This is a genomic window from Cerasicoccus sp. TK19100, assembly GCF_027257155.1.
Taxonomy (GTDB): Bacteria; Verrucomicrobiota; Verrucomicrobiia; order Opitutales; family Cerasicoccaceae; genus Cerasicoccus; species Cerasicoccus fimbriatus.
Map to the genome: position 1 here is coordinate 275,148 of NZ_JAPWDU010000002.1, position 18,045 is coordinate 293,192.

18 protein-coding genes are annotated in these 18,045 nt (G+C 58.3%); 8 read left to right on the forward strand and 10 right to left on the reverse strand.

Going from position 1 to position 18,045, the window contains the following annotated elements; all coding sequences use genetic code 11:
- The first annotated feature begins 90 nt into the window (after positions 1-90).
- The 3 genes from dapA to ruvA all read left to right on the forward strand — a co-directional run bounded on the left by dapA (position 91) and on the right by ruvA (position 2,638).
- On the forward strand, positions 91-984 hold the full coding sequence (gene dapA / locus O3S85_RS04620; RefSeq protein WP_269538170.1) for a 4-hydroxy-tetrahydrodipicolinate synthase: 894 nt from the start codon (positions 91-93) through the stop codon (positions 982-984).
- A 104-nt stretch (positions 985-1,088) separates the two neighbouring features.
- Complete coding sequence (gene dapB / locus O3S85_RS04625; RefSeq protein ID WP_269538171.1) at positions 1,089-1,823, forward strand: 4-hydroxy-tetrahydrodipicolinate reductase; 735 nt, start codon at positions 1,089-1,091, stop codon at positions 1,821-1,823.
- A gap of 203 nt (positions 1,824-2,026) precedes the next feature.
- Positions 2,027-2,638, forward strand: coding sequence for a Holliday junction branch migration protein RuvA (ruvA, locus tag O3S85_RS04630; protein ID WP_269538173.1), 612 nt, complete (start codon positions 2,027-2,029; stop codon positions 2,636-2,638).
- A 289-nt stretch (positions 2,639-2,927) separates the two neighbouring features.
- Here ruvA and O3S85_RS04635 read toward each other — a convergent pair whose 3' ends face one another.
- Both O3S85_RS04635 and O3S85_RS04640 read right to left on the reverse strand, forming a co-directional pair.
- Complete coding sequence (locus O3S85_RS04635) at positions 2,928-4,445, reverse strand: glycogen synthase (protein WP_269538175.1); 1,518 nt, start codon at positions 4,443-4,445, stop codon at positions 2,928-2,930.
- 18 nt (positions 4,446-4,463) lie between these two features.
- Complete coding sequence (locus O3S85_RS04640) at positions 4,464-5,531, reverse strand: exosortase/archaeosortase family protein (protein ID WP_269538177.1); 1,068 nt, start codon at positions 5,529-5,531, stop codon at positions 4,464-4,466.
- A 155-nt stretch (positions 5,532-5,686) separates the two neighbouring features.
- Here O3S85_RS04640 and O3S85_RS04645 point away from each other — a divergent pair, with 155 nt between their 5' ends.
- The 3 genes from O3S85_RS04645 to O3S85_RS04655 all read left to right on the forward strand — a co-directional run bounded on the left by O3S85_RS04645 (position 5,687) and on the right by O3S85_RS04655 (position 7,876).
- Positions 5,687-6,061 (forward strand): acyl carrier protein, encoded by a 375-nt coding sequence (locus tag O3S85_RS04645; RefSeq protein WP_269538179.1) that lies wholly within the window; start codon positions 5,687-5,689, stop codon positions 6,059-6,061.
- A gap of 9 nt (positions 6,062-6,070) precedes the next feature.
- Complete coding sequence (locus tag O3S85_RS04650; RefSeq protein WP_269538181.1) at positions 6,071-6,526, forward strand: 3-hydroxyacyl-ACP dehydratase FabZ family protein; 456 nt, start codon at positions 6,071-6,073, stop codon at positions 6,524-6,526.
- Between the two features lie 96 nt (positions 6,527-6,622).
- On the forward strand, positions 6,623-7,876 hold the full coding sequence (locus O3S85_RS04655; RefSeq protein WP_269538183.1) for a beta-ketoacyl-[acyl-carrier-protein] synthase family protein: 1,254 nt from the start codon (positions 6,623-6,625) through the stop codon (positions 7,874-7,876).
- A 6-nt stretch (positions 7,877-7,882) separates the two neighbouring features.
- Here the strand turns inward: O3S85_RS04655 and O3S85_RS04660 are convergent, their stop codons facing one another.
- Positions 7,883-8,320, reverse strand: a complete 438-nt coding sequence (locus tag O3S85_RS04660; protein WP_269538185.1) for an RrF2 family transcriptional regulator — start codon at positions 8,318-8,320, stop codon at positions 7,883-7,885.
- Between the two features lie 120 nt (positions 8,321-8,440).
- On the opposite strand from O3S85_RS04660, the gene O3S85_RS04665 reads away from it, so the two are divergent.
- Positions 8,441-9,151 (forward strand): SOS response-associated peptidase, encoded by a 711-nt coding sequence (locus O3S85_RS04665; protein ID WP_269538187.1) that lies wholly within the window; start codon positions 8,441-8,443, stop codon positions 9,149-9,151.
- Between the two features lie 7 nt (positions 9,152-9,158).
- On the opposite strand, the gene O3S85_RS04670 is transcribed toward O3S85_RS04665, so the two are convergent.
- Together O3S85_RS04670 and O3S85_RS04675 are read right to left on the reverse strand one after the other, a co-directional pair.
- Positions 9,159-9,602 (reverse strand): 23S rRNA (pseudouridine(1915)-N(3))-methyltransferase RlmH, encoded by a 444-nt coding sequence (locus tag O3S85_RS04670; RefSeq protein ID WP_269538188.1) that lies wholly within the window; start codon positions 9,600-9,602, stop codon positions 9,159-9,161.
- Position 9,603: 1 nt separating this feature from the next.
- Entirely contained in the window at positions 9,604-10,167 is a 564-nt protein-coding gene (locus tag O3S85_RS04675) for an iron-sulfur cluster assembly protein (protein ID WP_269538190.1), read from the reverse strand.
- 247 nt (positions 10,168-10,414) lie between these two features.
- On the opposite strand from O3S85_RS04675, the gene O3S85_RS04680 reads away from it, so the two are divergent.
- Positions 10,415-11,770: a hypothetical protein gene (locus O3S85_RS04680; RefSeq protein WP_269538192.1), complete on the forward strand. Its 1,356-nt coding sequence runs from the start codon at positions 10,415-10,417 to the stop codon at positions 11,768-11,770.
- A 46-nt stretch (positions 11,771-11,816) separates the two neighbouring features.
- On the opposite strand, the gene sppA is transcribed toward O3S85_RS04680, so the two are convergent.
- From sppA to O3S85_RS04705, 5 genes are all read right to left on the reverse strand, one after another.
- Positions 11,817-13,646 (reverse strand): signal peptide peptidase SppA, encoded by a 1,830-nt coding sequence (gene sppA / locus O3S85_RS04685; RefSeq protein ID WP_269538194.1) that lies wholly within the window; start codon positions 13,644-13,646, stop codon positions 11,817-11,819.
- Positions 13,647-13,719: 73 nt separating this feature from the next.
- Positions 13,720-15,489: an ABC transporter ATP-binding protein gene (locus O3S85_RS04690; RefSeq protein WP_269538195.1), complete on the reverse strand. Its 1,770-nt coding sequence runs from the start codon at positions 15,487-15,489 to the stop codon at positions 13,720-13,722.
- Between the two features lie 64 nt (positions 15,490-15,553).
- Complete coding sequence (locus tag O3S85_RS04695; RefSeq protein WP_269538197.1) at positions 15,554-16,462, reverse strand: glycosyltransferase family 9 protein; 909 nt, start codon at positions 16,460-16,462, stop codon at positions 15,554-15,556.
- Between the two features lie 16 nt (positions 16,463-16,478).
- A complete protein-coding gene (gene dprA / locus O3S85_RS04700; RefSeq protein ID WP_269538198.1) occupies positions 16,479-17,636 on the reverse strand; it encodes a DNA-processing protein DprA in 1,158 nt (385 codons plus the stop codon).
- Positions 17,637-17,647: 11 nt separating this feature from the next.
- Positions 17,648-18,040: an META domain-containing protein gene (locus tag O3S85_RS04705; protein WP_269538200.1), complete on the reverse strand. Its 393-nt coding sequence runs from the start codon at positions 18,038-18,040 to the stop codon at positions 17,648-17,650.
- Positions 18,041-18,045: the final 5 nt, after the last annotated feature.

The window sequence follows — 18,045 nt, forward strand, 5'->3', positions numbered from 1 at the left end:
AGTTGAGTTTAGCAGAATACCATTGTCATAGGCGGCTCCTTGGCAATAAGTAGCCGCAAAATCAGGAAAAAGTTTAATCAGGAACCTCGAATGAACACAACCCAATTCTATGGCGTTCACACAGCGCTGGTTACACCAATGCAGGAAGATGGAGCCGTCGCCTACGACGAGCTCGCGGCATTGGTCGAACGACAAGTCGCTGAAGGCATTAACGGCCTCGTCGCGGTCGGCACGACGGGCGAGTCCCCCACCCTCGACCACGATGAGCACAGCCAGGTGATCCAAACCGTGGCCTCCGCCGCCGCTGGCAAAGTCCCGGTGCTCGCCGGTACGGGCTCCAACTCGACCACCGAGGCCGTCTCGCTGACCAAGCGCGCCGCCGCCAATGACGGCGTGACGGGCATGCTCGTCGTCGCCCCGTACTACAACAAGCCCAGCGCCGAGGGCCTGTTCCGCCACTTCAGCGAGATCGCTGAGTCCACGGACAAGCCGATCATTCTTTACTCAATTCCCGGCCGCTGCGGCATCGACATCCCGGTCGACGTCTGCGCCCGCCTGTTCGAGAAGTTCCCGCACGTTTGCGGCATCAAGGAAGCTGGCGGCCAGGCCAGCCGCGTGGCCGAGCTCGTGCAAAAGCTGGGCAGCGACTACCTGATCCTGTCCGGCGACGACAGCCTCACCCTGCCCTTCATGTCCTTTGGCGCGAAGGGCGTGATCAGCGTCGCGTCGAACTTCGTGGTCAAGGAGCTCGTGGAAATGGTCCAGCTCTGCCTGAAGAACGACTTCATCGCCGCCGATCAAATTAACCGCCGCTTCCAGCCGCTGTTCGGCGACCTCTTCATCCAGCCCAACCCTGTCCCCTGCAAGGTGGCCATGCAAAAGCTGGGCATCATTTCCACCGCCGCCGTCCGCCTGCCGCTCTGTGAAATGACGGACGAAACCCAGGCAAAGCTGCTGGCAACCTTGGAGCAAGCAGGCTTATAAATTATCAAAGGTCGATTATCATTTTTCAGTTATCAATTAAGAAGATGCTTCTATCCACTGATAATCGACACCCGACAACTGACCATTGAAAATTAATTAGCATCATGGCGTTAAACATTTTACTCGTCGGAGCCCGTGGCCGCATGGGCCAGGCCATCAGCAAAGCAGCCGTCGATTGCGACGCAGTCATCCTAGCGGCTTGCGATCAGGGCGACAGCCCGGAAAAGCACATTGCCGAGTGCGATGTGATTATCGACTTCTCCTTTCATGAAGTGACTCCCGTCCTCGCAGAACTCGCCGCCAAGCACGGCAAGCCGATGGTCATTGGTGCCACCGGACATACTGCCGAGGAGCGCGCCACCGTGCTGGCTGCGGCAGAAAAAATCCCCATGGTCTGGGCGGGCAACTTCTCTATCGGCGTGAACGTGCTGTTCCACCTGGTCGGCAAGGCGGCGAAGCTGCTCTCTTCCGAATATGAGCCGGAGATCATCGAGATGCACCACCACAGCAAGATCGACGCCCCCAGCGGCACCGCTGAGCGCCTCATCGAGCAAGTCCTGGAAAACCGTGGCCTGACCCGTGAAAACGTCCAACACGGCCGTGAGGGCAACATCGGCGCACGCCCGCAAAACGAAGTCGGCGTACATGCCGTCCGCGGCGGCAGCATTGTGGGTGACCACGAGGTGCTCTTTGCCGGCCCGTTCGAGCGCATTTCCCTCAGCCACCACGCCGAAGACCGCGGCATCTTCGCCCGCGGTGCCATCCGCGCCGGCCACTGGGTGTTGGGCCAGACACCCGGCGTCTACAACATGGAAGACGTCCTCGGCCTCCGCGACTAGCCAGCCTCCGGCTGGACAGCTAGATTTGTGCAGTGCGCAAATGGCTTATCCAACTCTTTAAGGTAGGGCGCAGTCTCCAGACAAGCCGCCAGCATCAGAGTGGCATCGAAACCAACAGTACGCTGACGGCTTGTCTGGAGACTGCGCCCTACCTTTTTGTTTTTAGCTTTGTCTCCCCCGCACCTTTTTGACGCAATCAGTGCATGATCGCTTACCTCCAGGGAAAAGTCGCGGATGCGACGCCGATTAGCGCCATTATTGACGTCAATGGCGTCGGGTATTTTTTGACCGTGCCGGTGACGACGGCGGAGAAGCTGCCCGGCATCGGGCAGGAAACGAAGGTCTGGACGGTCGCGGTTTACCGGGAGGATTCGGCGGCGCTGTATGGCTTTGCCAGTACGGATGAGCGCGATTTCTTCCGCCTGTTGATGGAGAAAGTGTCCGGCATCGGCCCGAAGACCGCGATCAGCATCCTCAGCAAGCTCAGCGTGCCGATGCTGCGGCAGACGATTGCCAATGGCGATGTGGGCGTGCTCTCGAAGTGCCCGGGCATTGGCAAAAAGACCGCCGAGCGGCTGATTGTGGAACTGAAGGACAAGGTCGGAATGATTGGCTCGGCCACGGCCGGCAGCAGCGCTCCGGGTAACGCTTCCAATGAGGCACCGGTTGCGTCCTCGAATATCATGGATGCCGTCGCCGCGCTGATGGCTCTGGGTTACAAAGCTGACGCGGCGGATAAATCCGTCCGCAAGGCCGCAGGCAAACTTGGCGACGACGCCTCCACCGAAGAGCTGATCCGCGCCGCGCTTTCGTAGCAATTACCTGCCGGGCGTCGGATGGTGTGATCCGACTCTGCATGATGGATAACGCCCCGGCATTGAAAAGCCCCATTAGGCTTTTCAAAAACAACAACACTGCTGTTGCACCAACACAGCAGGCTATGTTGAGGAAACAACAGTGCCTATGTTGCCCAAACAACAGTAGTGGCTTTTTCGAAACACAGCATAGGGCTTTTTGGAAAAGCCCCAGTAGTCTTTTTGGAAAACACCTGGCCTCGCTCGAAAACTGAGCCGTTGGCATGTGCTTTACGCCGAGGGCGATCGCTTAGACCGGCTTCTTCCAGGGCGTAAGCGTGAGACCGGATTGGAGGCCGAGGCCGCGCAGACGGGTTTGCACCGCCCATTGGAAGACCTCTTCGTATTTGGCTGCGGATTGCTCCCAGCCGAGGTCTTGGGTCATGGCGTTTTGGCGCATTTTGCGGATCTCGTCCGGGTGGTCCCACCAGGTGGCGTTGGCCCAGCCGATGGTGTAGTAAAGCGCGTGGGCGCTGGACTCATGGAAACGGAACCCCGTGCCTTCGCCGCGGCCAGGGTTGTATTGCTGCACGCTGTCGACGAGCCCGCCGGTTTCGCGGACGATGGGCAGCGTGCCGTAGGCCATGGAATACATCTGGTTCAGGCCGCAGGGCTCGAAGCGGCTCGGCATGACAAAGAAGTCGCTGCCCGCCTCAATCAGGTGGGATTTCTGGTTGTTATAGCCGATGTAGACCCCCATGCGGCCTGGGTAGCGCGCGGCGAGCTCATTGAACCACTTCTCCTGGCCCGGATCACCGGAGCCGAGAACGACGATTTGCAGGTTCATGTCGTTCATCAGGCCGGGAATGATCTCGGCAAAGAGATCGAGCCCCTTCTGGTCATAGAGGCGCGCAATAGCGGAAAATATCGGCACTTCGGGCTTTGGTTCGAGGCCAAAAGCTAGCTGCAGCTCCTTTTTGCAAATGTCTTTGCCCGCCATTTTCTTGGCGGTGAAACAGGCCGGGATAAAGGGATCGGTGGCGGGGTTCCAGGCGTCGGTGTCGATGCCGTTGAGGATGCCAATCAGGTCCGCCGAGCGATAACGCAGGACACTGTCGAGGCCGCAGCCGTATTCCGGGCCTTGGATCTCGCGCGAGTAATGCGGGCTGACGGTCGTGAGCTTCGTCGAGTGAAACAGCGCCGCCTTCATCATGTTGACCGCGCCCTGGTGCTCCAGATTGTCCGGCGTGAAGAGCGATTGCGGCAGCCCGGCGAAGTCCAGCAGCTCGCGCCCGGCGCGCCCCTGATGTTGCAGGTTGTGAATCGTAAACACGCTGGCTGCGCGGTGCAGCGGCGTCTGGGCCTCGGTGGTGTTCAGGTAAACCGGCAGCAGACCGACGCCCCAGTCGTGGCAGTGAATGACGTCGGGCCACCACTGAAAAGCGTGGCAAAAGTCGATCGCCGCACGACACAGGAAGGTGAAGCGTTCGGGGTTGCTCGCACCACCGTCGTAGATACCGCCGCCGAAATATTCGTTAAACTCGATAAAATAGACCTCGGCATCGGACTGCGGGTAGATCGTTTTCCAGAGCTGGGAATATTCACTGCGTCCCCAGCCAAGATGGACTCCGAAGGCCACCGGGAGCTTTTCCCAGCCTTCTTTTTCCGCATCGAGCATGCCGTATTTGGGGCAGAGCGTTTTTACCTCGTGCCCGGCGCGGCTCATTTCTTTGGTAATGGCACCGGCAACATCAGCCAGCCCCCCCACTTTCGCGTAGGGCGCCAATTCCGGCGCGACTTGCAGTATCTTCAGTCGGCGGTTCTCCATGCAGTCAGAATCAGTAAATCAATGTGTCGCAGCTTTAGCATCGGGCAATGAGCCTTCGTGGTCGTCGAAGTCCTCATCGTCAGCCTCGAAAGATATGGTGAAGATCGGCAGCAGGGCGAGCAGGAAAACTACCGTAAGCCCCAGAACCGAAAAACCAGCGATATCGTGCACCGACATGCCGATCACAGGCACCTCTTCGTCAATCGCGCCGGCACCGTAATGATAGGCCCAGCCCGTGAGGAACAGGCTGCGGAAAATATTCATGATGAAGGCCAGCACGCAGGCGGCCACAAAGAGCAGCACCTTCTTCCAGAACCGGTCCAGGAACACCGCCGCCAGGAATGTGCCGGCAAAAATGCAGCCCGTCAGCGAGCGGATACCCGAGCAGGCGTCGGCTACACCGACTTTACCCTTGGGCATGAGCAGGACGTTGCCTTCGCGCACCAGGGAGAAGCCCAGGAAGTCGAACACGTGGTAAACGATGATCGTCACCCATTCCAGCAGGTAGAGCTTCACCGTGGAGTCTAAATACATGACCATCGGTGCCGAGATCAACCAGACCCAGGCCGGAAACAGAAACAGCACGGTAAACGTAAGACGCTGCTTGAGATTATAAAAGCGTCCGGCCGGATCGCGCTCACCTGCCAGATAGGCAAAGCCCATGACGATGCCGCCAAAGCCCATCGCGAGCGCCAGACTCCCCTGGTTGGACGGCCCCTGCCCTGCACGCACCAGCGCGCCCAGGAAGAAAACGAGCAGCGAGGCAATCAGCCCCACGGCAAAGCAAATGTTAAAGAAAATCGACAACAGACCACTGGACTTGCCCTCGGGCTTATCGCCGTCACCCTTTAGATAGGCACTGATCTTGGGCCAACGGTCATAGACCACGTAGGCGGCAAACAGCGGCACCAGGTAGCCAAAACTATAGTCCGGAATTGTGGACCAGTAAAAGTATTGGTCGAAGATCACCATGCCCGCCATCGCAATGACCAGAAAGAAGCTGTAGCGCGTTATCGGATCAAAGCGATTGAGGTCCGCCATTAATCCTGCGGGTTTCTCGGGGCTCTTGGGTTTGGGTTCGGACATGGAAATGAAGTGCCTGAGGAAAAGACTCCCCCAAGGTGAGGGCAATAGCAAATGGAGATCGTTTTGACCCGAAGTTGCTAATTTGGTTCTCAACAAGTCGTTTTAAAAATAAGGATTTACAAAACGCCAGCCTGCCCGCTTTATCAAGCTGGCTTATGAGTTCCGCATCGAACAATCCACTTACACCCGAACAAGAAGAAAACTTACGCGACTCCCTCAAGCGCTGCACGCCCGAGACGATCGAGGCGGCTATTGCGTTCCGCAACGAGGGTGATCACAGCCAGGCACCGGTAGTCATCATTGGGATTATTCAGCGTTTTTGTGAACCGGACGTTCGCCCGAAGCTGAAGGAGGCCGATGCTGACAACCTGAAAATCATGGATGACCTTGGCTTGGACTCACTTACGATGGTCGATGTGGTCATGCTCGTAGAGGAATCGCTCGATATCACCATCGATAATTCCGAGCTTGGTGACCTGGTCACCATTGGTGACGTCAAAGGCTTCGTGAAGAAGAAGCTCTCCGCCTAATCCGGAACCATGGCGACAAGTTTTGACGCGAGCGTGATTGCGGCAGCCCTGCCCCACGCTGATCCCTTCCTGTTTCTCAATTCCGCCGAGCTGGATGGTAAAACCATCACGGGCGTCTATCAGATAACTGGCGAGGAGGACTTCCTGCGCGGGCATTTCAAGGGTAATCCGGTGTTCCCGGCGTCCATCATGCTCGAAGCATTGGGCCAGCTGGCGGTATTCTACCTGCTGGCCGCCGATGACGAGTCCCTGACGCAAAAAGTAGACCCCGGCAAAATTCTCTTCACTGCCTGCGATGGTGTGCGCTGTTCGCGCATCTGCCAGCCTGGCGACAAGCTGGAAATGGTCGTGAAGCCCCGCCGGATTCGTCACCCTGGGGCCACTTTTGAGGGGAAAATCACCGTCAATGGCGAGAAAGCCGTCTTTGCCGAAGAAATTTCGCTGAAGTTTGATTACGCGAGCTGATCCGCGAGTGGCCTAGCTGGAATAAAGCGTGAGACGGGGCCTCTTGTTTAAAACACCCCTTGTCAGGGCGTAATTCACTGTCCATATTTCAAAATCATGCCAAGAGTAGCCATTACCGGACTAGGATTTGTCACCAGCATTGGAAACGACCGCGCCACGGTCACGGAGAATCTCAAGGGCCTGAAGCACGGCATCGAGCTAACCGATGAGTTTCTCGAAAAGGACCCGGTTCATGTGCTTGGCACGATCAAGGGGTTCGACACCCGCTCCATGGACGTCGAGGACTGGACGTATCCTTCGGAATACAAAATCCGCCGCGAACACCTGCGCAGCATGTCGCCGCACGTGATCTACGCGCATTGTGCCTTGGAGCAAGCGATCGCCGATGCCGGCCTGACCGAAGAGGAAGTTTCCAACCGCGACACGGGCATGTTCACGGCCTCCGCCGGGTCCGCCCGCGGCATGCACAATAACATTCAGCGCATGAATGAAGTCGGCGTAAACCGCGTTTCGCCAATGGCGGTGGTTTCGTCGGTGGTGGGCGCGCTGTCGTTCAACCTGGTCGCGAGCTTCAAGATTCAAGGCTCGTCCTGCGGCTTTGCGTCCGCCTGTGCCTCCTCGGGCCACGGAGCCGGCTTTGCTTACGATGAGATTATGCTCGGCCGCCAGAAGCGGATGTTTGTCGTCGGCGCGGAAGATGGTAACCGCGAGACCATTCTGCCCTTCGCGGGTATGCGTGCGCTGTCGCTCACCAAGGATCCCGATATGGCCTCCCGCCCTTTTGACGCCGAGCGCAACGGCTTTGTCGGCACCGGCGGCGGCGTAGTCATGGTCCTGGAAGAGCTCGAAACCGCCAAGGCGCGCGGCGCTAAAATTTACGCCGAGATGATTGGCTGGGGACAGTCTTCCGATGGCTACAATGTCGCGATTTCCCACCCGGAAGGCTACGGTTTGGCCGAGTCCATGCGCCGCGCGATGGCGTGCGCGCAGATCAACGAATCTGATGTGGACTACGTCAACGCGCATGCGACCTCGACCAGCATCGGCGATTTGTCCGAGGTAAAGGCGCTCCAAAAAGCATTTCCGAACCACACCCCGATGGTCAGTAGCACCAAAGCCCTGACCGGGCACGGCCTGTCTCTGGCCAGCGTGATGGAGGCCGGCTTTACGGCCATATCGCTCGCGGAAGACTTCACCATCGGCTCGGCCAACATTACCACCGTTGACCCAAAAATCGAAGGCGTGGAAATCATTACGGAGAATCGGGACAAAGCACCGAATATCGCCCTGAAGAACAGCAGCGGCTTCGGCGGTGCCAACGTCACCCTCGCACTCAAGCGTTACGTTTAATTGCGTCTAAGCGGGCTGGCCTTGCAACTGCTTGTCGGGCCAGTTACCAACAACCGCATCGGCAATAGTATATTGCTCCAAATGCTGGAAAAACTGCGCCCGGGCACCAAAAAGAATGCCCTTCAGACGGCAGCAATTATTGAGTAAACAACCGTTGGGCTCCCCGCTAAAGCACTCCACGAGATTAAAATGCGGTTCGGTGCACCGAATGACTTCGGCCAGGTTGATCTCTTCTGGGCGCTTGGCCAACGAAACGCCGCCATTTTTACCCCGCGAATTCTTTAAATAGCCCGCCTTAGCCAGGTGGCCGGTGATCTTGGCAATGTGGTGCCGCGAGACGCCATAGTAGTTCGCCAGCTCATCGATGGATGACTGAATACCCTCCTCTCGCGCTAAATACATGAGCACGCGCAACGAATAATCGGTGAATGCAGTGAGTTCCATGAGCAATGAGTAACCAGCGAGTAACGTTAACTAGTAGCATTCTGGAAGAAATTGCAAGTAGCCAACGCGTTCGATAATTCTTTAACATTCTGCCCGAAGTAACAATGCTTTAAAAAACTTATGTGCGGACGCTACACGCTCACCAATGTCGAGGCCAAGCTAACCAAGATGCTCAGGCTGCAACAGCTTGCGGGGCTGAAAGCGCGCTATAACATCGCGCCCACGCAGCCGATTGCCGCCGTCCGCGCCAATGAACAATCCGGCGAACGCGAGTGGGCGATTTTCAGTTGGGGCCTGGTTCCGTTTTGGGCCAAAGAGCCGTCCATCGCGCACAAGATGCTCAACGCCCGCGCGGAAACCGCCGCTGGCAAACCAGCCTTTCGCGGGCCTATGCGCCACCATCGCTGTCTGATCCCCGCCGATGGCTTTTACGAGTGGAAGGGCCGCGCCGGACAGAAGCAGCCGTTTTATTTCCGTCGACGTGATCACGAGCCGTTTTGCTTTGCGGGCCTATTTGACCACTGGGGCTCGCCGGATGGCTCGGAAATCGAGTCGGCCACGATTCTGACAACTTCCGCTAACGACTTCATGAAGCCGGTGCATCACCGAATGCCGGTCATCATCCAGCCGAAGGACTATGATCGCTGGATGGACCCCAAAATCCAGCGCTCCGACGCCGTAGCGGACTTGCTGCATGCGCCGCCGGAAGACTTCTTTATCCGCGAACCGGTTACGCCGCTGGTCAACAACGTAAGAAACGAAGTCCCCGAGTGCATCATGCCGACCGTGGAGCCACCCGAGCCGCCAGCGCAGATGGGCTTTGGTTTTTAGAGCACTTTCACTCGTGGTGGTACTTCGAGCCGGCAATGATCGACACGCCACGATACAGCTGCTCCAGCAACAGATAGCGCGCCATCTCGTGCGTGAAGGTCATGGGTGAAAGCGCGATCAGGCGACTGGCCTGGTGCTTAACCGCATCAGAAAGCCCATAGGGGCCACCGATCACCATAAGCAGCTCGCGCCCCTGGAGCTGGCTTATTTCTTTGGCCAAAGAGACCGAGCTCATCGTCCGCCCCTCCTCCGCCATGGCCCAAACCAAGGCCTCGGGACGCGCCTGAATCGTCGCCAGGATACGCTCGCTCTCGGCGTCGATACCGGCGTCCTTCAGTTCGATGATTTCCAGCTTGGCCTGACGCTGTAAACGGCCGGAAAAGTCGTCGCACAATGCCTTCAGGTGGCGGTTTTTCATTTTCCCCACCACCAGCAGCGTCAGCCGAAACATACTACTTCAAGCCGAGTTTCATTTTGCCGGCTTCGGAGATCATCTTGGGGTTCCAGGGCGGATCCCAGACAATGTTCACTTCGGCAAATTCGACGTCGGGCAGGCTCTCGATTTTCTCCTTTGCATCGGCGGCAATAACCGGGCCCATGCCGCAGCCTTGCGCCGTAAGGGTCATTTGCGCGGATACCTGGTATTTGCCGGCATCGCCCTCTTCAATCTTGAGGTCGTAAATGAGGCCCAGATCCACGATATTGACTGGGATTTCCGGGTCGAAACAGTTGCGCAAAACGGCCCAGACGTGGTCCTCGCTAAAGGGGCCGTCGAGCTCTTCGTTGGCCGACTCACCGGTCAACTCTTTCGCCAGCCACTCTTGCGCTTCTTCGCCGAGTGCCGAGAAGTTTTCCCGGGCGATTCGGAACATGCCGTTAGGCGCGGAGACGGTCACCGAGCCGCCGAGGGCCTGGTTGACGTTTACGGGGCTGCCCTTGGCCAGCGTAACGGCATCACCCGCAGGAATGAGCGTGGCGGGGCAATCGCGGACCAGATAAAGAGTTTCGTTAACCATGCCGCCAGATTCTCGCCACACGGGGCAAATGTCAAACCTCCGACGAGTCAGATTTGCAACTAGGGCCATTGCCCGGGTTTATTTCTGAGACAAAAGGTGATACTGTTCTAAAAGTCTTGGCGCCATAGCCTTCTGGCATATATTGGACGCTTTAGTATTGAATGTAACACCGCTCGTTATGCCCATATCCAACGCTCCGTTGCGCAGTTTGGCAACCCTATCAATCTGTGCGATTTCCACCCTAAGTTTGAGCCTGGCCCCTGCCCTGCAGGCCGCTAAAAAAAATGATGAACCCGCCGCGGTAACGGATATTCCCGATGAAACGCTGGTTCGCTACCTGAGCTCCGAAGAGCTCCGGCAATGGCGCGAGCTGGAACGAGCGATTTCCCAGGCCAAAGCCGACATCGAAACTGGCAATTGGCTCGCTGAAAAAAAGGATAGCCCATTCGTCGAAAAGTCCCGCACCGAAGCCGATCGCAAACGGGGTAAAGACATGGTAAAAGATGGCGAGGCACGGCTTGCCGAGCTGGAAAAACAGCTCAACGTAATGCGCGCCGCGGCCGCTGCATCCGTCGAGAAATATCAGGCGCAGTTTGAGTCGCAGTCCGTCAGCCTGGAGGTCAAGGCGCTGCCATTGATGAAGGCGATTGAGGACCCCACCGAGGCCCTGCTCTACAAACTTTGGAACGACAACTACACCAAGATTTACTTTGGTGGTGCTTACGTGCTCAAAAATGGTGCCTACGCCAAGGCCGTCGATCTGAGCGATCAAGTTAAGAGTACCATTGCACGCTATGACGGCAATCGATACACCTTCGTCGAGGATGTTTCCGATTTCACACTGGGCGTCGAAAACGGAAAGCCGGTCATTAATTTTGAAGGTCGTGAAGATGCGGTGAAGCGCTTCAAGCCGGCCATGGTGATCATTGAGGTTATCTTCGACCCAGAGGCCGAGCACGGTATTTATGCGCTGCGTGGCATCGACCTGAAAACCGGCAAGCCCGCATCCCAGACCCTGCTCCGTTTCCCCGTGGGTCCGAACACTGCGGAACAGCTGGGCTATAAAATGGAAGAGATTCTGACCCCCGTCGAATCCGCTCCTACCGCAGAGGCGCAAACCGAAGCGCCTGCTGCCGAAGCCGCTGAAGCCACTGAAAAGCCAGCGGTGGCCAAGCAAAGCGACGTCGAGCCGACCGGCCTGACGCTAACGCTCGTTGACAACACCAACGTCCTTGGCCGACTGGGTAACGCCAAGGCGAGCTACGTATTTGACGTCATGTATGTCGGGCAAATCGACGGCTATGACGAGCGCGCTGCAATCGTGCTCAACAACGCCTTGATGCGCGCGCAAGACCTGAAAATCGATGACTTCGAATTCCTCACGCTGGCCCTGGCACCGACCGACGAAGCCGTCACACTGGAGAGCAGCGCCAACGCGACTTGGAAAGTGTCACCGACTTCCCCGGTAGATTTCGCCATCGGCGATTATGGCGTGCAAGCCATTGCGAACAACAATGGCCAGGAGGTCGCTGTGGAAATCGGTTCGCTGACGATCGAACCCGGCACCTCGGGCAAGATTCCGCCGCAAGCGGCGAAGAACTAAAACTACCCGCTTCTCGCGATAGTCGTGAACGAATCACTCTCGCCGCCTACTGAATCTCGAGTGAGAACGGTAGGCGGGCGTAGACATTGCGTGGGTCGTTGAACGAGCGCAGGGTTGCCATTTCTTCGTGCAAACGGCGCAGCGTTGCGGTAATCAAGTCCTGCTTAGGCGCTTTAACCACTGGCGGCGCGCCGGGGGCTTGGCTAAGCAGTTCGCTGATGGTCTGCGCTAGCGTGTGAGGCTCGGGGACTTGAGTCACCACCCAATCATCGCCAACGTCGGCGGCTTCAACTGCAAAGTGAATCGCATCCGTTAGTCCGCCAATCTGGTCCACCAGCCCGATCTCCAGCGCATCTTCGCCGCTCCAAACACGGCCTTGGGCGATCTCGCGCACATTCTCGATGGGCAGGTCGCGGCCCTCAGATACTTTGGAAATGAACTCGTCGTAAAGGTGATCGGTGAACTGCTGGATGAGCGCCATTTCCTCCGGTGTTTTGGGGCGGGAAACGGTAAATAGATCCGCGTAAGTGCTAGTCTTAACGCCGTCGAAAGTGATGCCGTGATCGTTGGCCAGCTCCTTGAAATTGGGCACGAGGCCAAAAACGCCAATGGACCCGGTGATCGTCGAGGAATCGGCAAAAATCTGGTCGGCATAGGCTGATATCCAGTAGCCGCCACTGGCCGCCATTGAGCCCATGGAAATGACCACTGGCTTCACCTTACGCGCCTCGCGGACCTCTCGCTGGATCAGCTCTGAGGCCACCGCACTGCCGCCCGGGCTGTTGACGCGCAACACGATTGCGGCGACTTCGTCGTCGTTGCGCAACTGGCGAATCCAGCGCGACAGGCTGTCGCCGCCAACTTGGTCCGGATACCCCTCGCCATCGACGATCTCGCCCTCGGCATACACCACGGCAATCTGCGGACTGCTGGTCCACATGGGAGCGCCCTCGGCGCGGAATCCGTGGCGCAGGATGTAGTCGCTCATTGCAATCTGGCGGAAGGTATCATTTTCGCGATCCTTGGCGTGTTTTTCGGCCAACGCGGTGATGACTTCATCGAAATAAGCGACACGGTCAATCAGGCCGATTTCCTTGGCCTGCTCCGCAATGAAAAATCCTTGTGAGTCTGTTTTTGCGGCAATATTTGCTGCATCGACGCCTCGCGTTTCCGAAATATCCGACAAGATGACGTCCCAGAGGTCATCGATCAGCACCGTTAGCTGCTCGCGGTCGGCAGCGCTCATTTTGTTGCCGGTAAAGGGCTCCACGGCCGATTTGTACTTGCCCACCTTGGTCGCCTGCACGCCGATGCCGTATTTTTTAAATGCGTCTCCCAGATACACGCCTTCCGCCGCCAGACCGTTCAGGCTGATCAACCCAAAGGGGTTCATGTAAATCTCATTGGCGACCGACATCAGGTAAAAATCCTTCATCGTCGGGTCGACCACATAGGCATAGACCGGCTTCCCCGTTGCCTTAAAGGCCTCCAGCGCCTCACGCACTTCGGAAAGCACGCCGAGGCCCGAGCCGTATCCCACCGGCAACAAGCTGCCATGTAGGAAGATGGCGTCGATCTTGTTGTCGTCCGCAGCGGCCTCGATGGCGTCGATCAGCTCCAGCAAATAGTAGTTCGGAATGTAGCTGCCGTCGATGGCCTGGCTAATGGCCTCGTTGAGCGTTTCCGTTTGCGGGGCGTCACTGATATTGGCCCACAAATCGATGACCAGGACGGATTCGTTGCTGATTTCGACCGGCTTGGTGGAGCCGCTCATCAAAATGAGGAACAAAAACGCCACCGAGCCGAAAAGCATCATGGCAACGACGATTGCCTGCGCCGCGAGGTTGCCGAGAAGGATCTTGAAAAAGTCTTTCATAAAGAAACTGCAGAATTTGTATTACCTGAAATCAGCTTTGGCAATACCATCCCCGGCCCGAATTGGCCTGCTGCTATGGGCGGCTACGCGCGAATTCCTCGTCCTCATATTCCTGAATGACGTCGACCTGGTGTAGCCAGAGATTCGCGTAGCGGCCGTCGTTGAGTAACAGTTCGTCGTGCGTGCCCTTTTCCAGGATGCCGCCGTTTTCGAGGACGACGATCTGGTCGGCCTTGCGAATGGTCGACAGGCGGTGCGCGATCACGAGCACCGTGCGCTCGCTCATCAAGTTCTCCAGCGCCTGCTGGATTTGGCGCTCTGTAATGGTGTCCACGCTGGCCGTCGCCTCATCGAGAATCACCAGCGGCGGGTTCTTGAGCAGCACGCGCGCAATGGTCAGGCGTTGCTTTTCGCCCTGGGACAGGCGGATGCCTTTTTCGCCGATGTTGGTGTCGATCTTGTCCGGCATTTTTTGGACGAATTCCCATGCCGACGAGCCCCGCAGCGCGTGCTCGATTTCCTCATCGGTGGCGTTCTCCTTGGCGAGCAGCAGGTTCTCGCGAACCGTGCCCTCGAACAAAAACGGATCCTGCGCGACGTGTCCGATTTGCTGGTGCAGGTCGTTCAGTGAAAACTCCCGAATGTCCGTGCCGTTGATCGTCACGACGCCTTCGGTGGCGTCGTAGGCGCGCATGGCCAGGTTGGCAATCGTGCTCTTGCCCGCGCCGGTGTGGCCCACGAGCGCGGTGACTTTGCCCGGCTCGATGGTCAGCTGGAAGTCCTTGAGCACCGGCGGACGCTCCGGGTATTGGAAGGTCACGTTGCGGAAATCGATCTCCAGCAGACCGCCGGGGAATGGCTTGGGCTGCTCGGGGTCTTCGACATCGATCGGCGCATCGAGTATCTCGAACACGCGCTCGCCGCTGGCCTTACCCGCGACCATCAGGTGGTTGAGCTGGTGCAGCTGGCCGATGGGCATGTAGATCATATTCGCCCACATGAGGAAGGCCACCATCGTCGGAAAGCCGAACTCGCTGTTGCCTGAGAGGATTAAATAGCCCCCTACCCCGATGACGCTCACGGAGCCCAAGTTGGTAATGAAATTCGTGCCAGGATTGTAGGCGGCCCAGCGGAACATTGCCGCCAGCAGACGGGTGCGCAGCGTTTCGGCGCGTTGGTCAAAGCGTTTGCCCTCGCGCTCTTGGAGGCCGAAAGTCTGGATCAGGCGGTTGCCCTGAATGTCTTCCACCAGCAGCGAATTCAGATCACCCGAGGCCTCGCGGACTGGTTTCCAGAATTTGCGCCCTTGCTTGGCGTAGAAGTAGCCAAGGATCAGCAACGTCGGCACCGGCAAGAATACAAACCACGCCAAAAAGGAGTTCTCCATGAACAGAAAAATCGTCACGCCGACGAGCATCACCAGCGCGCGGGTGCCGATTTCCGTGCCGTCGAGCAGCGCGCGTTCGACGTTGTTAACGTCTTCAATCACGCGTGAGGAAATTTCGCCGCTCTTGCGCTGGTCGTAGAAGGAAACCGGCAGGCTCAGCAGCTTGCGGTGGATTTCCATGCGCATGTCCTTCAGCACGCGTTGCTCAAGGATGTTGTTTACGGTGATGCGCAGGCCGTTGGCGAGCTCACTGCCAAAGTAAAGCAGCGCAATGATCCCCACCCCAACCCAGAGTTGGTTCAGGGTGCCTTCGGACTCCACATCCTGCAAAATGTTCTGGATTTGCTTGGGAATCCAGATTTGCAGCCCGGTCATGGCCACCGCGAGCCCGAGGGTCACGGCGAAGAGCACCGGGTAGCGGAACAGGTATTGGGAAACGCGCCAAATAACATTCATTCCGCACAACTTGAGTCCCCCGCGCCGAAAGTTCAAGCGAGGAGGTGAAATTACTCTCACCGGCTCAGCGGGCCAATTGCGCAAAAACGGCTGCCGCGTCCAGCTTCGCCAGTTCGCCACCCGGGGCCTCGATGACTTGATTCGTCGTTGCCTCCAGCGGATACGGCCCGTAGCGGCGCGGCGAGGTTGGCCCAAAAAGCCCAAGCACGGGCTTGCCCATCGCGGCGGCCAGGTGCATCGGTCCGCTGTCGTTGCAAACGCTCACCTTGGCACCCGCAATGAGCTGCGGCAGGGCGTCCAACGCAGTCTTGGCGGTCAGGTTGAGGAAACGCTGCTGCGGCCATTGTTCGCGGCCCACCGTCTCAACATCGCCAGCCCAGACGACGGCGGCATCGGTGTGCTCAAGTATCTGCTCCGTCAAATCGGCAAAGCCCGGCCACTCCTTTTCTGCACGGCGACTGCCGGGAAATAGCAAGTAGTAGCGCTCGGGCAAGCTCGGCAACGGCTTCTCCGGCTCCGCGAATTCCAACTGGCCAAGTAGCTCATTTTTCAGGCCCATGGCGGGCATGAATTCGCGCAAAATATCGACCGCATGCGGTTCCGCACCGGCTGGCGTTTTCGCCCATTTACCACAGGCCCAGCGGCTGCCTTCACGGGCGTCAGCACGCCCCACCCGGCGATTGCGGGGCGTCTTGGAGAACAGCGCCATGATGCCGCTGCGCGCCAGCCCCTGCATGTCGAGCACCCAGTCGTAAGGTTCGTCGCGGATATCCGCCACCAGTTGCCCAAACGCGCCCAAACCAGCCCCTCGGTGAAACGGCAGCACGGTATCCACCGTTTTGCAGGCGCGGACCATCGGCGCGAAAATGTCGCGCGCGACCCAGTCGATTCGTGCGCCGGGCAGTTGCAGGCGGATCGACTCGGCGACCAGCAAGCCGTGAATGATGTCGCCCAGTGAGGACGGTTTCAGCACCAGTATCCTCATCCGTTTAGCTCCGCCATTCGTAGGCACCATCGGCGCGCTTACCCACCTTGCGTTTCAACTCCAGCATAAGCAGTGTCGCGGAAACTGACGCCACCGGCAGCCCGGTTTTCCCGGCTAGCGCATCACGGGTCAACGCATCGCCGTCGAGTAGCTGCTCCAAAATCGAGCGCTCGTCGTTGTTTAAATCTTTCAATGCATCAGCACGTTTTTCCGCCGTGGCCGAGGCGCTGGGCTTAGCCGCATCGGGCAGCTCCAGTTCCGTTTGGCGGGCACCGCCGTAGGCGAGCTCATCGATCAAATCATCGACCGAGGTCAGCAAAACAGCCCCGTCGCGTATCAATTGATGGCAGCCCGCGCTGCTGGGCTGGTCGATGCGCCCGGGCACGGCAAAGACCGGCCGGTTCTGCTCCATGGCGAAGCGCGCGGTGATCATGCTGCCGCCGCTTTTATCTGACTCAACCACGATGGTCGCGGCGGACATGCCTGCGATTAGCCGGTTCCGCATGGGGAACGTTGTCTTGCTCGCCCGCGTGCCAAACGGCAGTTCGCTGATCAAGACACCACGCTCGCCAATGCTTTTGTAGAGCTCGATGTTTTCCGGCGGGTAAACGATGTCCACCCCGCAGCCAAGAACGGCCGCGGTGTCGCCCTTGACATCCACTGAGGCCTGGTGTGCCTCGGTGTCGATGCCGCGCGCGAGCCCACTGACCACGCAAAAGCCGAGCTTGTTCAAGTCTTCCGCCAGGCGTTTGGCAACGCCGCGCCCGTAGAGCGTAGTGCGGCGGCTGCCAACGATAGCCACCGATTTTACTGACGGGCGCAGCGGCCCGATCATGTAAAGGCCTAGCGGCGGATCGTAGATTTTCTTGAGCGGCTTCGGGTAGTCCGGGTCCGTGATCGCCACGAAGGCCGCGCCCGCGCGCGCCAACCGTTTTTCCTCACGGGCGAGGTCGAAATGTTTCTCCCAATTGCGGATGATCTCCGCCGTCTCGTCGCCAATACGCTCCACCCGAAGCAGCGCGGATTTACTCGCGGACAGGATGGCAATCGGGTCGTCGCGAAACTCGTTGAGCAGGCGGCGCAGCGTCACCGGGCCCAGGCGTGGCAGCCCGTTGAGCGCCAGCATGGCCTGGGTTTTCGTTAACGAGGCGGACAGGCTCATCGGTGGCAAATCTAGTCGAGCTCAGTGAACACCACGCGGGTGTCATCCTTGGCGAAAATTAACTGCGCGCCATCCAGCGTCATGGTCGCGCCGTCCATCGCGGAGTTGAGCTCGTGCTCCATTTGCATGGCCTCCGGCGGGCCGGCGCGGCGAGTGCTGATCATCGGCCCCAGCTTGCCATCGGTCACGGTGCCGCGCCAAAGATTGACGGGGCCATCGCCGCTAATCTCGTTGCCCTTAACGGTCATCGAAACGCCGTCCACGGTGGGCTTTTCGCCGTTGATCGAGGTCAGCACGTAGTTGCCGCTGGGGTCCGGTTGATTCATCGAACTACAGCCACAGGTAAACAGCGCGAAGACGGCGCTGAGGAGAAAAGCAAGGCATTGAAGGTTGTTGCGCATCATGACTG